At 64.0% G+C, this 17243-nt stretch carries 14 protein-coding genes and 1 pseudogene; 11 read left to right on the top strand and 4 right to left on the bottom strand.

Annotated features, from left to right (window positions below; genetic code table 11):
• Nucleotides 1-5 precede the first annotated feature (5 nt).
• The gene (locus BM374_RS21095; RefSeq protein ID WP_092295859.1) at nt 6-899 is read right to left on the bottom strand and encodes a sugar kinase; all 894 of its coding nucleotides are present in this window, start codon (nt 897-899) and stop codon (nt 6-8) included.
• Nucleotides 900-1106: 207 nt separating this feature from the next.
• On the opposite strand from BM374_RS21095, the gene BM374_RS21100 reads away from it, so the two are divergent.
• The 11 genes and pseudogenes from BM374_RS21100 to BM374_RS40275 form a co-directional block, all read left to right on the top strand.
• A complete protein-coding gene (locus BM374_RS21100; protein ID WP_092295861.1) occupies nt 1107-1955 on the top strand; it encodes a VOC family protein in 849 nt (282 codons plus the stop codon).
• Nucleotides 1956-2122: 167 nt separating this feature from the next.
• On the top strand, nt 2123-2782 hold the full coding sequence (locus BM374_RS21105; RefSeq protein WP_092295864.1) for a TetR/AcrR family transcriptional regulator: 660 nt from the start codon (nt 2123-2125) through the stop codon (nt 2780-2782).
• A 266-nt stretch (nt 2783-3048) separates the two neighbouring features.
• Nucleotides 3049-3858: an ABC transporter permease gene (locus tag BM374_RS21110; RefSeq protein WP_092295867.1), complete on the top strand. Its 810-nt coding sequence runs from the start codon at nt 3049-3051 to the stop codon at nt 3856-3858.
• Nucleotides 3859-3911: 53 nt separating this feature from the next.
• On the top strand, nt 3912-4904 hold the full coding sequence (locus BM374_RS21115; protein WP_177248437.1) for an ABC transporter substrate-binding protein: 993 nt from the start codon (nt 3912-3914) through the stop codon (nt 4902-4904).
• Nucleotides 4901-5746: an ABC transporter ATP-binding protein gene (locus BM374_RS21120; protein ID WP_092295873.1), complete on the top strand. Its 846-nt coding sequence runs from the start codon at nt 4901-4903 to the stop codon at nt 5744-5746. Before BM374_RS21115 ends, BM374_RS21120 begins: the two co-directional genes overlap by 4 nt.
• Before the next feature lie 4 nt (nt 5747-5750).
• Complete coding sequence (locus BM374_RS21125) at nt 5751-7148, top strand: enolase-like domain-containing protein (protein ID WP_092295876.1); 1398 nt, start codon at nt 5751-5753, stop codon at nt 7146-7148.
• The gene (locus BM374_RS21130) at nt 7145-8296 is read left to right on the top strand and encodes a Gfo/Idh/MocA family protein (protein ID WP_092295879.1); all 1152 of its coding nucleotides are present in this window, start codon (nt 7145-7147) and stop codon (nt 8294-8296) included. Before BM374_RS21125 ends, BM374_RS21130 begins: the two co-directional genes overlap by 4 nt.
• A gap of 10 nt (nt 8297-8306) precedes the next feature.
• Nucleotides 8307-9497, top strand: a complete 1191-nt coding sequence (locus BM374_RS21135; RefSeq protein ID WP_092295882.1) for a dihydrodipicolinate synthase family protein — start codon at nt 8307-8309, stop codon at nt 9495-9497.
• On the top strand, nt 9497-10360 hold the full coding sequence (locus BM374_RS21140; protein ID WP_092295885.1) for a sugar phosphate isomerase/epimerase family protein: 864 nt from the start codon (nt 9497-9499) through the stop codon (nt 10358-10360). Before BM374_RS21135 ends, BM374_RS21140 begins: the two co-directional genes overlap by 1 nt.
• Nucleotides 10361-10502: 142 nt before the next feature.
• Complete coding sequence (locus BM374_RS21145) at nt 10503-12293, top strand: adenylate/guanylate cyclase domain-containing protein (RefSeq protein ID WP_092295888.1); 1791 nt, start codon at nt 10503-10505, stop codon at nt 12291-12293.
• A 4-nt stretch (nt 12294-12297) separates the two neighbouring features.
• Nucleotides 12298-12486 (top strand): annotated as a pseudogene (locus BM374_RS40275) (IS5/IS1182 family transposase); the annotation flags it as partial.
• Between the two features lie 66 nt (nt 12487-12552).
• Here BM374_RS40275 and BM374_RS21150 read toward each other — a convergent pair.
• The 3 genes from BM374_RS21150 to BM374_RS21160 form a co-directional block, all read right to left on the bottom strand.
• Nucleotides 12553-14013, bottom strand: coding sequence for a Spy/CpxP family protein refolding chaperone (locus BM374_RS21150; RefSeq protein WP_177248438.1), 1461 nt, complete (start codon nt 14011-14013; stop codon nt 12553-12555).
• Nucleotides 14014-14510: 497 nt separating this feature from the next.
• Nucleotides 14511-15725, bottom strand: coding sequence for an ornithine--oxo-acid transaminase (gene rocD / locus BM374_RS21155; protein ID WP_092295891.1), 1215 nt, complete (start codon nt 15723-15725; stop codon nt 14511-14513).
• A 225-nt stretch (nt 15726-15950) separates the two neighbouring features.
• The gene (locus BM374_RS21160; protein WP_092295894.1) at nt 15951-17171 is read right to left on the bottom strand and encodes a cytochrome P450; all 1221 of its coding nucleotides are present in this window, start codon (nt 17169-17171) and stop codon (nt 15951-15953) included.
• Nucleotides 17172-17243 lie beyond the last annotated feature (72 nt).

The raw sequence follows: 17243 nt of genomic DNA on the forward strand, positions 1-17243 counted from the left end.
GATCCCTAGACCCTGACCTCGAACTCGTGCCTGACTTTGGCGATGTCGACAAGGGTCGGCAGGCCGGCTTCGTTGCCGAGGCGCTGGATCTTGAAGGTCGAGGCGGCCCGGGCGAAGTCGAAATGCTCGCGCCAGCTTTTGCCGGGATGGGCCAGATAGGAATAGACATAGGCGCCGTGGAAGACGTCGCCGGCGCCGTTGGTGTCGATCACGCGCTCGCGCGGGATCGGCATCGCCGGCATCACCTGCACGGTCCCGGTTTCGTCGTACCAGAGCAGGCCCTTTTCGCCCATGGTGACGCCGCCGATCTTGCAGCCGCGGCTCTTGAGGTAGTCGAGCATCTTCTCCGGCGTCAGGTCCATCTGCTCGCACAGCCGTTCGGCAACGATGGCGACGTCGATGAATTCCAGGAGCTCGTGCGTGTTGGTGCGCAGGCCGCCGCCGTCCAGCGAGGTCAGGATGCCGGCCTCGCGGCAGACTTTAGCATAGTGGATCGCGGCATCGGGCTGGTGGCCGTCGACATGCAGCGCGCGGCAGCCGCCGAGATTGAGCATCGGGAACGGGTGGATGTGCTCGTCGTCGCGGCAGCGGACGATGGCGCGCTTGCCGTCCTTCGGCATGATGAAGGACAGCGAAGACTGGTTCACCTTCCGGCCGTGCAGCGAGATCGCATATTTCGCGCACATGTCCTGGAACATGCGTCCCAGCCAGTCATTGGCCGCGGTGGCGATCAGGTCGGGCACGATGCCGAGCTTGGCGCAGCAGAACGCCGCCGTCACCGCATTGCCGCCGAACGACACGGCGTAGTCGGAAGCCACGTGCTTTTCGTCGCCAGTCGGCATGTGATCGGTGATGAAGACGACGTCGATATAAGTCTGTCCGATAAAGAGAGCCTGCATTGCTTGTCCGTGATGCGCGTGGTGGTCCCGGCCGACGGGTTTACTCTAGCACCGGTTCCGTGCCGGAGACGCTGAAATTATTCGCAAAACCGTCCCTGAGCGCTTGAGGTCGGTATGAGGCCGGAATACGACCATGTCAGGTCCATGCCAAGCCCGGACAAATGCCGCTTTTCAGCCAGGGTTCCAGGTCGATCAAAAAGGAAGAACATGATCACCGGCCTCGATCACATCGTCGTTCTGGTCAGGGATATCGCAGCGGCCGAGGCGGCCTATCAGACGCTCCTCGCCCGCGCCCCGGCGTGGCAGAATTCCGGCGAGGGCGCCGACCGCGTGCTGTTCACCCTCGACAACATGACCATCGAATTGATGGCGCCGAGCGGCTTCACCGCGACGGCGGACCGGATGCGCGCCCTGCTCGAGGACCAGGAGGGCATGCTCGCAAGCCTGTGCTTTCGTGTTGCGGACATCGGCAAGATGCACCGGCGGCTGGACCGGGTGGCGCTGAAGCCGGATCCCGTCACCGAGGTCGAGAGCAGCGACGATGCGAGCGGTGCGGTGCTGCATTGGAAGCGCACGCGCGCCGCGACCGAATTGACGCGCGGCGTGCGCATGTTCTTCCTCGAGCTTGCCGAGGAGCGTCCGAAGTCGGTCGCAACTGACTTTGCACCGATCGACGGGCTCGATCACGTCGTGATCACGTCGGAGGATTCCGATCGCGCCGCCGCGCTCTACGGCGCGCGGCTCGGGCTCGATCTCGCGCTCGACCGCTCCCATCACGACTGGGGCCAGCTGATGTTCTTCCGCTGCGGCGATCTCATCGTCGAGGTGGTGCGCCGCCCCGTCGCGGGCGGCGATCCCGATCATGACCGGCTCTGGGGTCTGAGCTGGCGTGTCGCCGACATCGACGCCACCCGCGCCCGCCTGATCGCCGCCGGCCTCAACGTCAGCGAGGTTCGCAACGGCCGCAAGCCCGGCACGCGCATCATGACGGTACGCAGCGGCACCTGCGGGATCCAGACCGTGCTGCTGGAGCGTTCGCCGAAGCCGGTGGATTGATTCTGTCATTCCGGGCTCGCGCCCAGGAGGGCGCACCCCGGAATGACGGAGCGTTCTCAACCGTCCGCCCGTGTGGTACATGGCAGACCGAAGACACCCAGCGAGCACCCGGTTTGGCCAAGACAACCGCAAAGCGAACCCTGAAATGGCAGCGCGATCCTGAAGGGATGCGGCTGCGCATTCTCGAGGCTGCCAAGCAGGAGTTTTCCGCGCACGGGCTCGCCGGTGCGCGCGTCGACCGTATCGCGGCCAAGGCCGGCGCCAACAAGCGCATGCTGTATTACCACGTCGGCAACAAGGACGAGCTTTATCTCGCCGTGCTCGAAGGCGCCTATGACAAGATCCGCAGCGAGGAGCGGGGGCTCGATCTCGAGCATCTCGATCCGCCCGAGGCGATCCGCCGCCTGATCGAATTCACCTGGAATTACTTCCTGCGCAACCCCGAGTTCCTGTCGCTGCTCCAGACCGAGAACCTCGCGCGCGCAAAGCACCTGAAGCGCTCGACCAAGGTCAAGTCGATGCACTCGCCCTTCATCGAGATGATCCGCACCGTGGTGCGGCGCGGCGTCGAGAGCGGCGATTTCCAGGTCGCGGTCGATCCGGTGCAGCTCTACATCTCGATCGCGGCGCTCAGCTTCTTCTATCTCTCGAACTCGGCGACCTTAGGCGTGATCTTCGGCCGGGATCTGCTTGCCAAGGACGCCAAGGACGAACGGCTCGCGCACATGGTCGGTCTGGTGCTCGCCGCGCTGACGGGCCAGTCGGCCGCGTTGTTCGGGATCGCGAAAGCACCGAAGTCGCGGGTTGCGGTGGCGCAGACGGCGTAGCGACCTCGTGCCCCGGACGCAGCGCAGCACGTAAGTGATGCGCTGCAGAGCCGGGGCCCATGCGACCGCAGAGCCCGTCTCTCTGGATCCCGGCTCTGCGCAGCAGCGTTGCACGCTGCAGCGCGTCCGGGACACGAGACGGTCGACTCCGCGTATCAACCAAATCCCCGGAACCCGCCGCAAAACGCCACTGGGAATCCTCTGGACAGTATTTATCCAACGGGTTAATTTCTCCTGACAACGAAGAAGACCGCCGGGAGTGAAAATTGGCCGAGCCGAAGCCGCAAAGTGCGGCGTCCAAGATGCTGAACGCGGCCTGGGTTCGGCCGTTTCTGTTCCTCGTCTTCATCGTCGTGGCCTGGGATCTGTCGATCCGGCTGTTCAGGATCCCCGCCTACCAGATCCCGGCGCCCGCCGATGTCGTGGCTGTGCTGCGTTCCGACTGGCCGGAGTTGCTGCGCCAGTGCTGGCCGACGACCTATGCGACCGTCTGGGGCTTCCTGTTCTCGGCGCTGTTCGGCATTCCCGTGGCGATGCTGATCGCGGGCTCGAAGACGGTGGAGAGCTACGTCTATCCGCTCTTGGTGTTCTCCCAGTCCGTGCCCAAGATCGCGATCGCGCCGCTGTTCGTGGTCTGGTTCGGCTTCGGCATCCTGCCGAAGGTGATCTCGGCGTTCCTGCTCGGCTTCTTTCCCGTTGTCGTCTCGGCAGTGCAGGGTTTCAAATCGGTCGACCCTGATATGGTCGATCTCGCCCGCGCCATGCAGGGCAGCCGCTTTCAGGTGTTTTGCGCGGTGAATCTGCCGCATGCGCTGCCGGCGATTTTCTCCGGCCTCAAGGTCTCGGTGACGCTCGCCGTGGTCGGCGCCGTCGTCGGCGAGTTCGTCGGCTCCAATTCCGGCATCGGCTATGTGATGCAGCGCTCGATCGGAACGTTCGATCTGCCGACGATGTTCGCAGCGCTCGTGCTCCTCGCACTGCTCGGCGTCATCCTGTTCTGGATCGTCGACCGGATCGAGAAGCTGGTCATTCCCTGGCATGTCAGCCAGCGCGAGGACGTGATTTTCGCATCCTGATCAAAGCAACGGCCACCAACGGCCGAAACATAACGAGGCAAGGGAGAGTGACGATGAAGCGGTGGATCGGGGCTGCAGCTGTGACGCTGATGGCCTTTGCGGCTGTACCGGCGCAGGCGGCCGACAAGGTCGTGCTGATGCTCAACTGGTACGTCTATGGCGAGCACGCGCCGTTCTATTACGGCAAGGCCAAGGGCATCTATGCCGCTGAGGGCATCGATCTCGAAATCCAGGAAGGTCGCGGTTCGGCTGCGACCACGCAGGCCGTCGCGGCCAAGACCGCCGATTTCGGCTATGTCGACGTCCCCACCATGATGCGCGCCGCGATCAAGGGGGCGCCCGTGATTGCGACCGGTGTGCTGCTGCAGACCTCACCGATGTCCGTCATGGGGTTTGCCGGCAAGAACATCAGGAAGCCCGAGGACATCAAGGGTAAGACGGTCGCGATCACGCCTGCGGATTCCATGACCCAGATTTGGCCGCTGTTCCTGAAGAAGACCGGCCTGAAGGAGAGCGACTTCAAGACCGTTGCCGGGGACGGCCAGACCAAGCTCAATGCCGTCATCAATGGCCAGGCCGATCTCCTGCTTGGCTACGTCATGGACCAGTCCATGAAGATCAAGGACGCCACCGGCAAGGACGTCTACCCGATCAAGTTCGCCGATTACGGCATCAACATGGTCTCCTCAGGCATCATCGCCAACACCGACTATGTGAAGGCCAACGCCGATCTCGTTCGTCGCTTCATGTCGGCGACGACGAAAGCGGTCGAAGCCGCCGAGAAGGATCCGAAGGCGGCGGCGCAGTCGATCCTCGATGCCAACCCCAAGGGCGGCAAGATCGACACGCTGACGCAGGGCTTCGAGCTGACCATTCCGCTCTACCGGACCGCGGAGACCAAGACCAAGCGGCCGTTCCAGGTCACCGACCAGAACATGACCGACAGCGTCAACCTGATGGTCGAATATGGCGGCCTCGATGCCAAGGCCAAGGAGAACCCGAAGGCCTTCTACACCAACGATTATCTGCCGAAGAGCGGCACGTGAAAGCTGCGTCGATCGTGAGTGAAACCGTGCAGCCCGCCGCTCATCTGCGCCTGGTGAGCGACCGGGCCGGCGACACGTCGGGCATCACATTATCAGGCGTCTCGAAGACCTACCGGACGCGCGACGGCGACGTGCCGTCGCTGCGGCCGCTCGACTTCCACATCGATGACGGCGAGTTCTTCGTCGTGGTCGGCCCGTCAGGCTGCGGCAAGTCCACGCTGCTCAAGCTGATCTCGGGCCTGCTGCCGCCGACATCAGGCGAGGTGCTGGTCGAGGGCGAGAAGGTGACCGCGCCGCACGGCAATGTCGGCATCGTCTTCCAGAACGCGCTGCTCTTGCCCTGGCGCAACGTCCTGGGCAACGTCATGTTGCCGATCGACATGAAGCGGCTGCCGCGGCAGCAATATCTCGATCGTGCCAGGTCGCTCTTGAATCTCGTCGGCCTCGAAGGTTTCGAGAAGAAGCTGCCCTGGCAGCTCTCCGGCGGCATGCAGCAGCGCGCCTCGATCTGCCGTGCGCTGGTGCACGATCCCAGGATCATGCTGATGGACGAGCCGTTCGGTGCGCTCGATGCGCTGACGCGCGAGCGCATGAATGTCGAGCTGATGCGGATCCAGCGGGAAACCAGGAAGACGGTGCTGCTGATCACGCATTCGATTCCCGAGGCCGTGTTCCTCGCCGACCGTGTGCTGGTCATGACCGAGCGCCCCGGCGCGATCGCCGCGATCTACGACGTCCCGCTGCCGCGCCCGCGCTCGCTCGACGTGATGGCCGATCCTGCGTTCACCGAGCTGGTGCAGCGCATCCGCAAGCATTTCTTCTCGCAAGGTTCGCTAGACTGAAGCCATGCCCCCGCGCCTGAAGCTGCGAGACATCGCCTTCTTCGAACGACCCGTGCAGTTCGCGCGGCCGTTCCGCTTTGGCGCTGTGACCATCAACGCGACGCCGCAGTTGTTCGTGCGCGTCGAGATCGAGGTCGAGGGCAGGGGGGTAGCGGTCGGCGCCAGCGCCGAGCTGCTGGTGCCGAAATGGTTCGACAAGCGGCCGGAGCTGTCGCCGGCGCAGACGGTCGACGGGTTGCGGCGTTCGCTCCAGATCGCGCGCGGGCATTACCTGGCGCGGACCGGATTTATGACTGCGTTCGAGCTGCATGCTTCGTGCATCGGTGCGCAGACCGACAGGTGCGCGAAAGAGAACATTCCGGCGCTGGCGAGCGTCTATGGCCCCGCGGAGATCGACAAGGCCATTCTCGATGCGCTCTTGCGTGTGGCCGAGACCGACTTTTCCAATGGAATGGCGGGCAACATTGCCGGTATCGATGCGCGGCTTTCACCCGATCTGAAGGATGCAGATCTCGCCACCTTTCTCGCCGGCCGCAAACCGCTGCCGCGCGTTGCCATCAGGCATACGGTCGGCCTCGACGATACCATCGAAGGCAAGGGCGGTGTTGCCGACGGACGTGAGAACGCCGGTGCACGGTATTTCAAGCTGAAACTGAGTGGCGATCCCGCCTCCGATGCGGCGCGGCTGGTCCGCATCGGCAAGGAGCTCGACACGCTCGGGCGCGACACCAAGGTGACGCTCGATGCCAACGAGCAATATGCCGACTTGGCCGCGCTACGGGCATTGATCGACCGGCTCGATCGCGATGCCGCATTGCGGCCGATCGCCTCGCGCCTGCTCTATGTCGAACAGCCGATGCCGCGCGACATCACTCGGCAGTCGCCGCTTGGCTCGCTGGCCACGCGCGATTTCATCATCGACGAGGCCGACGATTCCTATGACGCTTTCCCCGCGGCGCGGGCGCTCGGTTATCACGGCATTTCCGCGAAATCCTGCAAGGGCCTGTACAAGTCCATCGTCAATGCGACCCGTGCAGCGAAATGGAGTGGCAGCGGCGAGACGTTCCTCATCACTGGCGAGGACCTGACCTGCCAGGCGGGTCTTGCCGTGCAGCAGGACCTCGCACTCGGCGCCTTCATCGGCGTCACCCATGCCGAGCGCAACGGTCACCACTATGTCGACGGCTTTGGCGAAACGCCGGCTGCCGAAGTGCAGGCCTTCGCCGCTGCGCATCCCGATCTCTATGCCGATGCCGGGCAGGGCATCCGCCTCAGCATTCACAATGGCGATCTCCTGACCGGATCGCTCGACACAGTGGGCTTTGCGACGTCGGTCCATCCGGACTGGTCGACGCTTCGTCCGCTCGAACAGCCAAGATCACTTCAGGAGTATTTGGCATGACCACCCAACGCCTCGGCCTCATCATGAACGGCATCACCGGCCGCATGGGGCTCAACCAGCATCTGATCCGCTCGATCGTCGCGATCCGCGACCAGGGCGGCGTCCGCCTGAAGAACGGCGACCGCGTCATACCAGATCCGATCCTGGTCGGCCGCAGCGCCGAGAAGGTCGAGGCGCTCGCGAAGCGCTACAACATCACGCGCTGGACCACCGATCTCGATGCCGCGCTCACTGATGAGAACGACACCATGTTCTTCGACGCCGCGACCACGCAGGCGCGGCCGGGCCTGCTGACCCAGGCCATCAATGCCGGCAAGCATGTCTATTGCGAGAAGCCGATCGCGACGAATTTTGAAGAGGCGCTCGAGGTCGTCAAGCTCGCCAATGCCAAGGGCGTCAAGCACGGCACGGTGCAGGACAAGCTGTTCCTGCCCGGCCTGAAAAAGATCGCCTTCCTGCGCGATTCCGGCTTCTTCGGCCGCATCCTCTCGGTGCGCGGCGAGTTCGGCTACTGGGTGTTCGAAGGCGGCTGGCAGGAAGCGCAGCGGCCGTCCTGGAATTATCGCAGCGAAGATGGCGGCGGCATCATCTTGGACATGGTCTGCCACTGGCGCTACGTGCTCGACAATCTCTTCGGCAACGTGCAAAGCGTGGTCTGCATCGGCAATACCGACATTCCCGAGCGGTTTGACGAGCAGGGCAAGGCCTACAAGGCGACCGCGGACGATTCCGCCTACGCGACCTTCCAGCTCGAAGGCGGCGTCATCGCCCATATCAACATGTCCTGGGTTACGCGCGTCTATCGCGACGACCTCGTCACCTTTCAAGTCGACGGCACGCACGGCTCGGCGGTCGCGGGCCTCAGCGACTGCATGATCCAGGCGCGGCAGGCGACCCCGAGGCCGGTGTGGAACCCCGACGAGAAGCGGCTGCATGATTTCTACGGCGACTGGCAGACGCTGCCCGACAACGTCAGCTACAACAACGGCTTCAAAGAGCAATGGGAGATGTTCATCCGCCACGTCTATGAGGATGCACCCTACAAGTTCACCCTGCTTGAAGGCGCCAAGGGCGTCCAGCTCGCCGAATGCGCGCTGAAGAGCTGGAAGGAGCGGCGCTGGATCGACGTCGCCCCGATCAAGGCATGAGGAGGGACATATGAACAAGTCCGTCCAGCCGATGTCTTCGTTGTCGCTCAAGCTGCCGAAGGCCGATCGCTCGATCGAAACCTACCGGTTGGCTGCCTCGCGCACGTTTCCCGCCAAACTCGAAGGGCCGCTGAACCGCATCGCCTTCTCGGCCGTGCACACGGTCGCCGATTCCCTTGCCGATAATGACCCCTGGCTTTCGGTCGCCGTCGACTGGGACAAGACCATCGCCTTCCGCGAGCATGTCTGGGATCTCGGCCTCGGCGTTGCCGAAGCCATGGACACCGCACAGCGCGGCATGGGGCTGGATTGGCCGACGTCCCTGGAGCTGATCACGCGCTCGGTCGGCGCCGCCAAGCGCCGCAATGCGCTGGTGTTCTCCGGTGCCGGCACCGACCACCTCGCGGTCGAGGACGCCAGGAGCATCGACGACGTGATCCGCGCCTATGAGGAGCAGATCTCGGCGGTCGAGAAGGTCGGCGGCCGCATCATCCTGATGGCCTCGCGCGCGCTGGCGAAGCTCGGCCGCAATGCCGACGACTACGCCAAAGTCTATGACCGCGTGCTGTCGCAGGTCCGCGAGCCCGTCATCATCCACTGGCTCGGCGACATGTTCGATCCGGCGCTGACGGGATATTGGGGCACAAGAGATCTCGACAAGGCGATGGATATTGCTGTCGCCATCATCAACGGCAACGCCGCCAAGGTCGACGGCGTGAAAGTCTCGCTGCTCGACAAGCAGCGCGAGATCGACATGCGTCGGCGCCTGGACAAGCGCATCAGGATGTATACCGGCGACGATTTCAACTACGCGGAGCTGATCGCCGGTGACAGCGAAGGCTTTTCGCACGCGCTGCTCGGCATCTTCGATGCGATCGCGCCGGCAGCGTCGTATGCCCTGTCGCGGCTTGCGGCTGGTGACGAGGCCGGCTTCCACGACGTGCTGGGGCCGACCGTGCCGCTGTCGCGCCATATCTTCAAGGCGCCGACGCGCTTCTACAAGACTGGCGTCGTGTTCATGGCCTATCTCAATGGTCACCAGGATCATTTCACCATGGTGGGCGGCCAGGAGAGCACGCGCTCCACGCTGCATCTAGCCGAGCTGTTCCGCCTGGCCGACAAGGCCGGCCTGCTCGCCAACCCCGAACTCGCGACCCAGCGGATGAAGGCCGTGCTCGCCACCCACGGTATCGAACCCTGATGCGCGATTTTTCCTCCGACCACCGCTGGCTGTCGCTGAACACGGCAACGGTCCGTAAGCAGGGCGACATCGTCGAGATCATCGAGGCCTGTGCCAGGCACGGCATTCGCGCCATCGATCCCTGGCGCGACCAGGTCGCTGCCGTCGGCCTCGATCGCGCCGCGCGTGCGGTGCGCGACGCCAGCCTCGAGCTGTCAGGCTATTGCCGTGGTGGCATGTTCACCTCGGATGCATCTCGCCGCGCTGAAGTGCGCGACGATAACAGGCGCTGCGTCGATGAAGCCAAGGCGCTGGGCGCGCCCTGCATCGTGCTCGTCGTGGGCGGCCTGCCGCAATATTCGCGGCCGGGCAGCGAGGCGTCCAAGGATCTCGCGGCGGCGCGTGGGCAAGTCGAGGAAACGCTCGCCGAGATGCTGGACTACGCCCGGCAGGCAAAGCTGCCGCTGGCGATCGAGCCCTTGCATCCGGCTTACGCCGCCGACCGGGCCTGCGTGAACACCACAAAGCAGGCGCTCGACATTTGCGACCGGCTCGACCCTGATCGTACCGGCATGCTCGGCGTCGCGCTCGACGTCTATCACATCTGGTGGGATCCGGAGCTGATGGACCAGATCGCGCGGACCGGCAAGGATCGTCTGCTCGCCTTCCACGTTTGCGACTGGCTGGTGCCGACAAGAGACATTCTCAACGACCGCGGCATGATGGGCGACGGCGTCATCGACATCAAATCGGTTCGCGCGGCAGTCGAAGCGCAGGGCTTTGCCGGCTATTCGGAGATCGAGATTTTCTCCAACGACTGGTGGAGTAAACCGATGGACGAGGTGCTGCGCACATGCATCGAACGCCACAGGACCGTGGTCTAAGCGGTAAGAGGTTGATCGCGAACATTCTCTGGTGTCGCAGATGGGCCACAAGCGGGCGTCAGGTTGGGCGGGCGTCTGTCAAAACGTGTTTGGCATTGCCATCTGATCCGTCGTACGCTGTGCTGTCATTGGATGGCGAGCCATGGTGCAGGAGCGGCCAGTCCGGATAGAGCGGCGGTTGTCGGCGATATTGGCTGCTGACGTAGCTGACTATTCGCGACTCATGCACCATGACGAAGAAGCTACGCATGCCAAATTCACTGCGCTCCTGGGCGTCAGCGTCGCGCCCGCGATCTTCGAGCACGGCGGTCGCATCGTGAAGAATACCGGTGACGGGTTCTTGGCAGAGTTTCCAAGCGCGGTCGAGGCGGTTCGGGCTGCTGTGCAGTTCCAAACCGGCATCAAGGAGCTTACAAAAGCGGACGCGGAAGATAGGCGTATTGCTTTCCGTGTCGGTATCAATGTCGGCGATGTCATTGTCGAGCCGCATGACATTTTTGGCGACGGCGTCAATATCGCGTCACGGCTTGAGAGTATCGCGGAGCCTGGCGGCATCTGCATCTCGTCTTCGGCCTACGATTATATCCAGGGCAAGGTCGGCGTCGCGTTCACCGAACTGGGAGAGCAGAACCTCAAGAACATTTCCCGCCCCGTCCGAGCCTATGCCATGGTCCGTGACGGACTTCGTCCGGCATTCCAGGCTGACCGCGCGAAGCCGAGCCCGCCTGCGCCGCCTCATCTTTCCATCGTTGTGCTGCCCTTCGCCGATCTCAGTGGCGATCCCCGGCAAGACTACTTCGTCGATGGCGTGACCGAGAGTCTGACCACTGACTTGTCGCGCATCTCGGGTTCGTTCGTGATCGGCCGACACACTGCATTCGCTTACAAGGGCAAGACGGTCGACCTCAAGAAGATCGGGCGCGAGTTGAACGTCCGCTACGTACTCCAAGGTTCGGTCCAGCGAAACAACACCCGGCTTCGGGTGAACGTGCAGCTTGTCGATGCCGAAAGTGGCAATCACCTTTGGGCCGAGCGGTTTGATAAGCCCCTCGCCGACCTGTTCGATATGCAGGACGAGATCGTTGCCCGGCTCGCCAACGCGCTGGATGCTGAGCTCATTGCAGCCGAGGCGCGGCGAGCCGAACACTCTGTAAACCCCGACGTGATGGACCTATATTTCCAAGGCATCGCTTTCGCGAACAGAGGGACCACTCCAGAGTACCTGAGGCAAGCGCGCGGCTTCTTTGAACGGGCTCTGGCGCTGGACCCCGGTTGTATTGAGGCGCTGGTAGGCAGAGCAGGCGTGGATGAGGCAACTGCCACCGCCCTGTTGACTGATGATCCGGCCCCGAACCTCGCGGCAGCTGAGGCGACGTTGAACAAGGCCCTATCGCTGGCCCCGCAGCATGCGTTGGCACACCTGCGATTGGGCATCGTCCTGATTCTGACGAGCCGCGCGGCTCGAGGTATTGCTGAATGTCAGCGCGCGCTGGCGCTGGATCGCAATTTGGCCCATGCTCACGCTTGGATCGGGCTCGCCAAAGTGTATGTCGGTCATGCTGCCGAAACCGAGACACACGTCCATGAGGCACTCCGCTTGTCCCCTCGCGATACCCGCTCCTATATTTGGCTGCTGATCGCTGGCCTGGCCAAGTTTCACCTTCGCGCCGACGACGAGGCAGTAGCTTGGCTACGCCGTAGCATTGAGACCAATCGAAATCATCCGCTCGCGTATTTTTGGCTCGCCGCGGCGTTGGCGCGGCTCGGCGCGGTGGACGAGGCGAAGGGCGCGGCGCGGGTGGCACTTGCTCTCAACCCGGGTTTCACCATTCGCCGTGCGCGTACCCACCTGCCGAGCGACAATCCGATTTACGTCGCTGGACGGGAGGATTTCTATGAGGGGCTGCGCTTGGCTGGGGTGCCAGAGGGCTGATGTCCGAGATCGGTCAAACGCGACAATGCTGGCGAGCCGTGGCTACGACGCCGATTGGATTGGAGAACTTGCGATCAAGAAAAGCGCATGAGCCGACATCGCGCTGAAAAGCAATCGCAAGGAAGCGATTTGCTTCAGTCCTTGGCTGTATCGCGCTCGCAATCGAGTTGAGCGGCTCTTCAACAGGACTCGTGTCGGTCAGGTTGAGGTTCGGCGCTAATTGAACGAGTCCACGTCACGGTTCAGTCGCGCGCTGCCCTCACGGGCCGGCGACCTGTTGCAGCGTGTTGAATCGCGCCTTCTGTTCGCTGCTCAGCGTGGCGTAGAACTCGTCGAGCGCGGGCTCGACCAGGTTGGCGGCCGTCAGCATGGCTTCGAGCCGGTGCTGCATCGCCTCGAGCCGTCCGACCGGCGTCAGCGGCGTATCGTTCGGGCAGGACGCCTGCAGGTCCTCGACGCCCTTGGCCGTCGCTTCACCGAGGCGGTCGAGTGCGTCCTTCTGCTTGCCGGCGGGGTGGAGCACAGCCTCGATCCTCTGGACCGGGAATTGGGTCAGGCCGGATTTCGGCGCGCTGCAGGTCTCGGCGCTGGCTTGCTGTTGCTGCTGCGAGCGGTCGCCGACATTGGGGCCGAGCGCGTTGAAGCGGGCCTGCTGCTCGTCACTGAGCGAGTTGTAGAAATTCTCCAGCGCCGGTCGCACGATCTTGACGGCTTCCAACGTCGCGCTGATGCGGTTCATCATGGCCCGCAAGCGGCCGGGCGGCGTCAACGCATAGGTCTCCGAACAGGAGTTCTTGAATACGTCGGCAGCTTTGGCGGCGGCCGCCTTCAAGTCGTCGAGCAGCGCGCGTTGCTCCGGCGTCGGCTGCACCGCTCTTGCGATATCGGCAAGCGGCCAGGCGGTGACGCCCTTGTCCGGGGTGCCGCACATCTGCTGTAGCGTTCGCGGGCTCACGCTGGCGCGCTGGCGCGGGCGAGAACCACCGCCGACTTGCGGAGTGTCATACGGACTGATGCTGGCGTAGGCGGAATAGGGGCTTTGGTCACTCCAGAACACGGTATCGACGAAGTCGTCATAGGCGTACGCCCAGTAGTCGGGCTCGTAAGCGTAGGACCAGAACGTGTAGTCGAAAATGTCGGAATAGGCGTACGGCCAGAACACGGGCCCGAGCCATGCCACGAACACCGCGGGATGGCGGTGCCGCCAGGCCTCGCGCGGCGCCCAGCCGCTCTCGCGGGTGGTGAGCGCCGCCTGGGTTTGCGCAGTCGTCTGCTGACGGAAGGGCTCGGTAAATCGCCCGCGCTCGGCGGCCTGCACGGCCGCGGCAGTTGCTGGCGTGCGCCCGGCCGGAGCCTGTAATCCAAGCCGCTGTTGGCGCGCCAGATCGGTTTGCTGCGCACGCTGCTCACGCTCGAGCAGGCGATTCTGCGTCTGCAATGTCCGTTGCTGCTCGCGCAACGCCCGCGCGCCCTCAGGCTTCTGCGATTGGAGTTGCTGCACGCGCTGCTGCAGGCGATCGATGCGGGTCTGGCGCTCCGAGGTCTGGCGCGACAGCATCTCGCGCTGGCGCTGCTGCACCATCTGCTGTCGCTGTTGGATCTGCTGCTGATGCTGTTGCGCGCGCTGTTCGATCTGATTCCGTCGCGACAGCCGCTCGGTCGCGGCTGGCGGTGCGCTTGGGCGCGAAGGGGCGGCGATATGCGACGGCCGCGATATCATGGCGGGACGCTGCGGCGCCGCCGGCGCCCGATGGAATTCAGGCCGCGGCGCTGCGAAGTGCGGGGCAGCGCGCGGTGGGGGCGCAGCGAAGTGTGGGGCCGGCCGCGGTTGCGGTGCGGCGAAGTGTGGCGCCATGGCCGGCCGCTGCGCCATGGAAGGCGGATGGAACGCCGGTGCGGCGGGGCGTGCCATGACGGGCGGGGCCGCCGGACGGGCCATGGCTGGCGGCGCAGCCGGACGAGCCATGGCGGGTGGCGGTGCGGGCCGGGCCGCTGGCGCTACGGGTGGTCCGCCCCTTCCGTGGCCTGGTCCTTGGGCGAACGCGACGCCCGGCACCAGCATCGAGATACCAACGAAGACAGCCGTAAAGCAAACGCCACGCGGAAGCATGATTGTCGCTCCCAACTCGTAATTGCCCACGACGTTTCAACGCACCGCGAACGGAATCGTTCGTTGCTGGCCACGGCCGGCATTGCGATTTTCCGACGCAGGCAACCTCACGAGAAATCCTGCGTCAGGGTCGCGGCGAACCGCTCGAGCGCCCAGTCGACCTGGTCGCTGGTGATCACCAGCGGCGGGGCGATGCGGATCGTGTGCTCATGGGTATCCTTGGCGAGGATGCCCTTGGCCTGGAGCGCCTCGCAGTAGCGGCGCGCGCGGCCGGCCTCGGGGTGCAGTTCGACCGCCAGCATCAAGCCGCGTCCGCGCACCTCACGGATCGTGTTGGCACGAATGTCTTTCAAGCCTTCCAGAAAGCGCGCACCCTGCCTGGCCGCGTTCTCGATCATGCCTTCCTCGACGAGCACGCGCATCGCCGCGCGCGCGACCGCGCAGGCAAGCGGATTGCCGCCGAAGGTCGAGCCATGCTGCCCGGGCCTCAATGTGCCCAGCACGTCGTTGTTCGAGAGCACGGCCGACACCGGATAGAAGCCGCCGGACAAGGCCTTGCCGAGCAGCGTCACGTCCGCCTCGATGCCCTCATGCTGCTCGGCGAGCAATTTGCCGGTGCGGCCGAGCCCGGTCTGGATTTCGTCGAGCACCAGCATCACGTTGCTCGCCGTGCAGAGCTGGCGCACTTTCGTGAAATAGCCGGCTGGGGGAATGATGACACCGGCTTCGCCCTGGATCGGCTCGACCAGAAACGCGACGGTGTTTGGCGTGATCGCTGCTTCCAGAGCAGCGGCGTCGCCGAACGGGATGATCTTGAAGCCCGGCGCGAACGGGCCGAAGTGCTTGCGAGTCTCAGGGTCAGTTGAAAAGCCGACGATGCCCAGCGTGCGTCCGTGGAAATTGTCGGCGCAGACGATGATCTCGGCCTGGCCATCAGGCACGCCTTTCACCTCATAGCCCCATTTGCGGACCGACTTGATCGCGCTTTCGACCGCCTCGGCGCCGCTGTTCATCGGCAGCACCTTGTGGGAGCCGGTCAGCGCCGCGATCTCTTCGTAGAAGGGGGCGAGCTGGTCGTTGTGGAAGGCGCGCGAGGTGAGCGTCAGCCGGTGTGCCTGCTCCACCATCGCCGCCAGGATCTTGGGGTGGCAGTGGCCCTGGCTGACCGCTGAATAGGCGGAGAGGCAGTCGAGATAGCGGTTGCCTTCGATATCCCAGACCCAGACACCTTCGCCGCGCGACAGGACGACCCCGATCGGTTCGTAATTGTAGGTGCCAAGGCGCCGTTCCGTTGCGAGGAAATCAATGACCGACGAGCTCATCTGTCGTCACTCCATTGCTACGCGCGAGCGTTGGCCGACTGCGCCGGCCGCGCTCAGCTTGATGTGGGTATCGGCCGGAACGTGCGGAAGCTTTCATACGCCCAATGATGCGGCACGGCCAGATTTGCTCGAAATGTCAGATGGTTCTGCCGAGCCACAGCTCATCCTTGGCCAACCCGCGGTCTACTGTGCATGGGGTTGTTTTCGACTTTTTACTTTGAGGCCTCACCCGATCGCGCAAGGCACACTCAAGAAACCCCGAAACCGCACCCGTCCACCGCGTATCGGCTGCCCGTTCACGGCGTAGTCCGGAAAGCGCGCCAGGAAGCGCGAGATCGCGATCGCGCCTTCGAGTCGCGCCAGAGCCATGCCCGCGCATTGATGTGCGCCGGTGGCAAACGCAAGATGACGGTTCGGCGTGCGCGCGACGTCGAAACGTTCCGGGTCCGGAAACTGTGCGGGATCGCGGTTGGCTGCTCCAATGCACAGAGTGACCGACGTGCCTGCCTCGAGCACGACGCCGCCGAGCTCGACCCGCTCGGTGGTCATGCGGTTGCCCAGCTGGTTCGAGCTTTCGTAGCGCAGCACCTCTTCGACCGCGGTCTTGATCAGGTTGGGGTCGTCGATCAGGCACTGCTTCTGGTCAGGATGCCGATGCAGCGCAACGAGGCCGTTGCCGATCAGGTTGGTCGTGGTCTCGTGGCCGGCATTGAGCAGGAAGATGCAATTGTGCAAGAGCTCCTTCTCGGTCAGCCGCTCGCCGTTGTCCTCGCCCTGGATCAGGCGCGTCAGCACGTCACGGTCGGGATTGCCCGGCTTCGCGCGCCGCTGCGCGACCAGCGTTTCGAGATAGCCAAGGAAGTCCGTCACCGCCTTGTTGCCGCGCGCAGCCGCGTCAGGCGACACCACGGGCTCGAGCGCACCAAGGATCGCCAGCGACCAGTCGCGCAAGGGCCCGCGCTCGTCATGTGACACATCGAGCAGATTGCCAATCACCTCGATGGGAATCGAGGCGGCGAAATCCTCGATCAACTCGCAATGGCCCTTGGCGGCGATGGCGTCGAGCAGGCCGTCGACCAGCTTGATGAGGTCGCCCTCCATGTTGGCGATCGCGCGCGGCGACAGCGCGCCCATGATCAGGCGGCGCACGCGGGTGTGGGCGGGCGGGTCATTGAAGACAAGGCTCGTCGTGTGGTGCTCGTAAAGGGGCGTGTCGCCATATTTCGGCGCGAACTCGCGCTTCTTGTCGGAGCTGAAGGACTTCGTGTTCTTGTAGGTGGTGACGAGATCGTCGTAGCGCGTCAGGAACACGGTGCCGTTCGGCAGCCGCTTGACCGGCTCATTCTCCCGCAGTGCACGATAGGTCGGATAGGGATTGTCGTAGAACTCCGGCGTCAGCCTCTCGAGGTCGAAGCTCGCCGCCAGCTCCTTCGCATCTGCGTTCATCCCGTTATACTCGCCGGTTAAAGCCGTTATGCCGTTTTTGTTGTTCTGGTCGATGCGTGCACGCGTCTACAG

It is taken from the genome of Bradyrhizobium sp. Ghvi, assembly GCF_900115265.1.
Lineage (GTDB): Bacteria > Pseudomonadota > Alphaproteobacteria > Rhizobiales > Xanthobacteraceae > Bradyrhizobium.

Coding starts and splice junctions, on each gene's coding strand:
- BM374_RS21160 (WP_092295894.1), bottom strand. CDS start 17,171: ATGAACGCAGATGCGAAGGAGCTGGCGGCGAGCTTCGACCTCGAGAGG.
- BM374_RS21130 (WP_092295879.1), top strand. CDS start 7,145: ATGACCACCCAACGCCTCGGCCTCATCATGAACGGCATCACCGGCCGC.
- BM374_RS21145 (WP_092295888.1), top strand. CDS start 10,503: ATGGTGCAGGAGCGGCCAGTCCGGATAGAGCGGCGGTTGTCGGCGATA.
- BM374_RS21095 (WP_092295859.1), bottom strand. CDS start 899: ATGCAGGCTCTCTTTATCGGACAGACTTATATCGACGTCGTCTTCATC.
- BM374_RS21125 (WP_092295876.1), top strand. CDS start 5,751: ATGCCCCCGCGCCTGAAGCTGCGAGACATCGCCTTCTTCGAACGACCC.
- BM374_RS21135 (WP_092295882.1), top strand. CDS start 8,307: ATGAACAAGTCCGTCCAGCCGATGTCTTCGTTGTCGCTCAAGCTGCCG.
- BM374_RS21140 (WP_092295885.1), top strand. CDS start 9,497: ATGCGCGATTTTTCCTCCGACCACCGCTGGCTGTCGCTGAACACGGCA.
- BM374_RS21115 (WP_177248437.1), top strand. CDS start 3,912: ATGAAGCGGTGGATCGGGGCTGCAGCTGTGACGCTGATGGCCTTTGCG.
- BM374_RS21105 (WP_092295864.1), top strand. CDS start 2,123: ATGCGGCTGCGCATTCTCGAGGCTGCCAAGCAGGAGTTTTCCGCGCAC.
- BM374_RS21100 (WP_092295861.1), top strand. CDS start 1,107: ATGATCACCGGCCTCGATCACATCGTCGTTCTGGTCAGGGATATCGCA.
- rocD (WP_092295891.1), bottom strand. CDS start 15,725: ATGAGCTCGTCGGTCATTGATTTCCTCGCAACGGAACGGCGCCTTGGC.
- BM374_RS21150 (WP_177248438.1), bottom strand. CDS start 14,013: ATGATATCGCGGCCGTCGCATATCGCCGCCCCTTCGCGCCCAAGCGCA.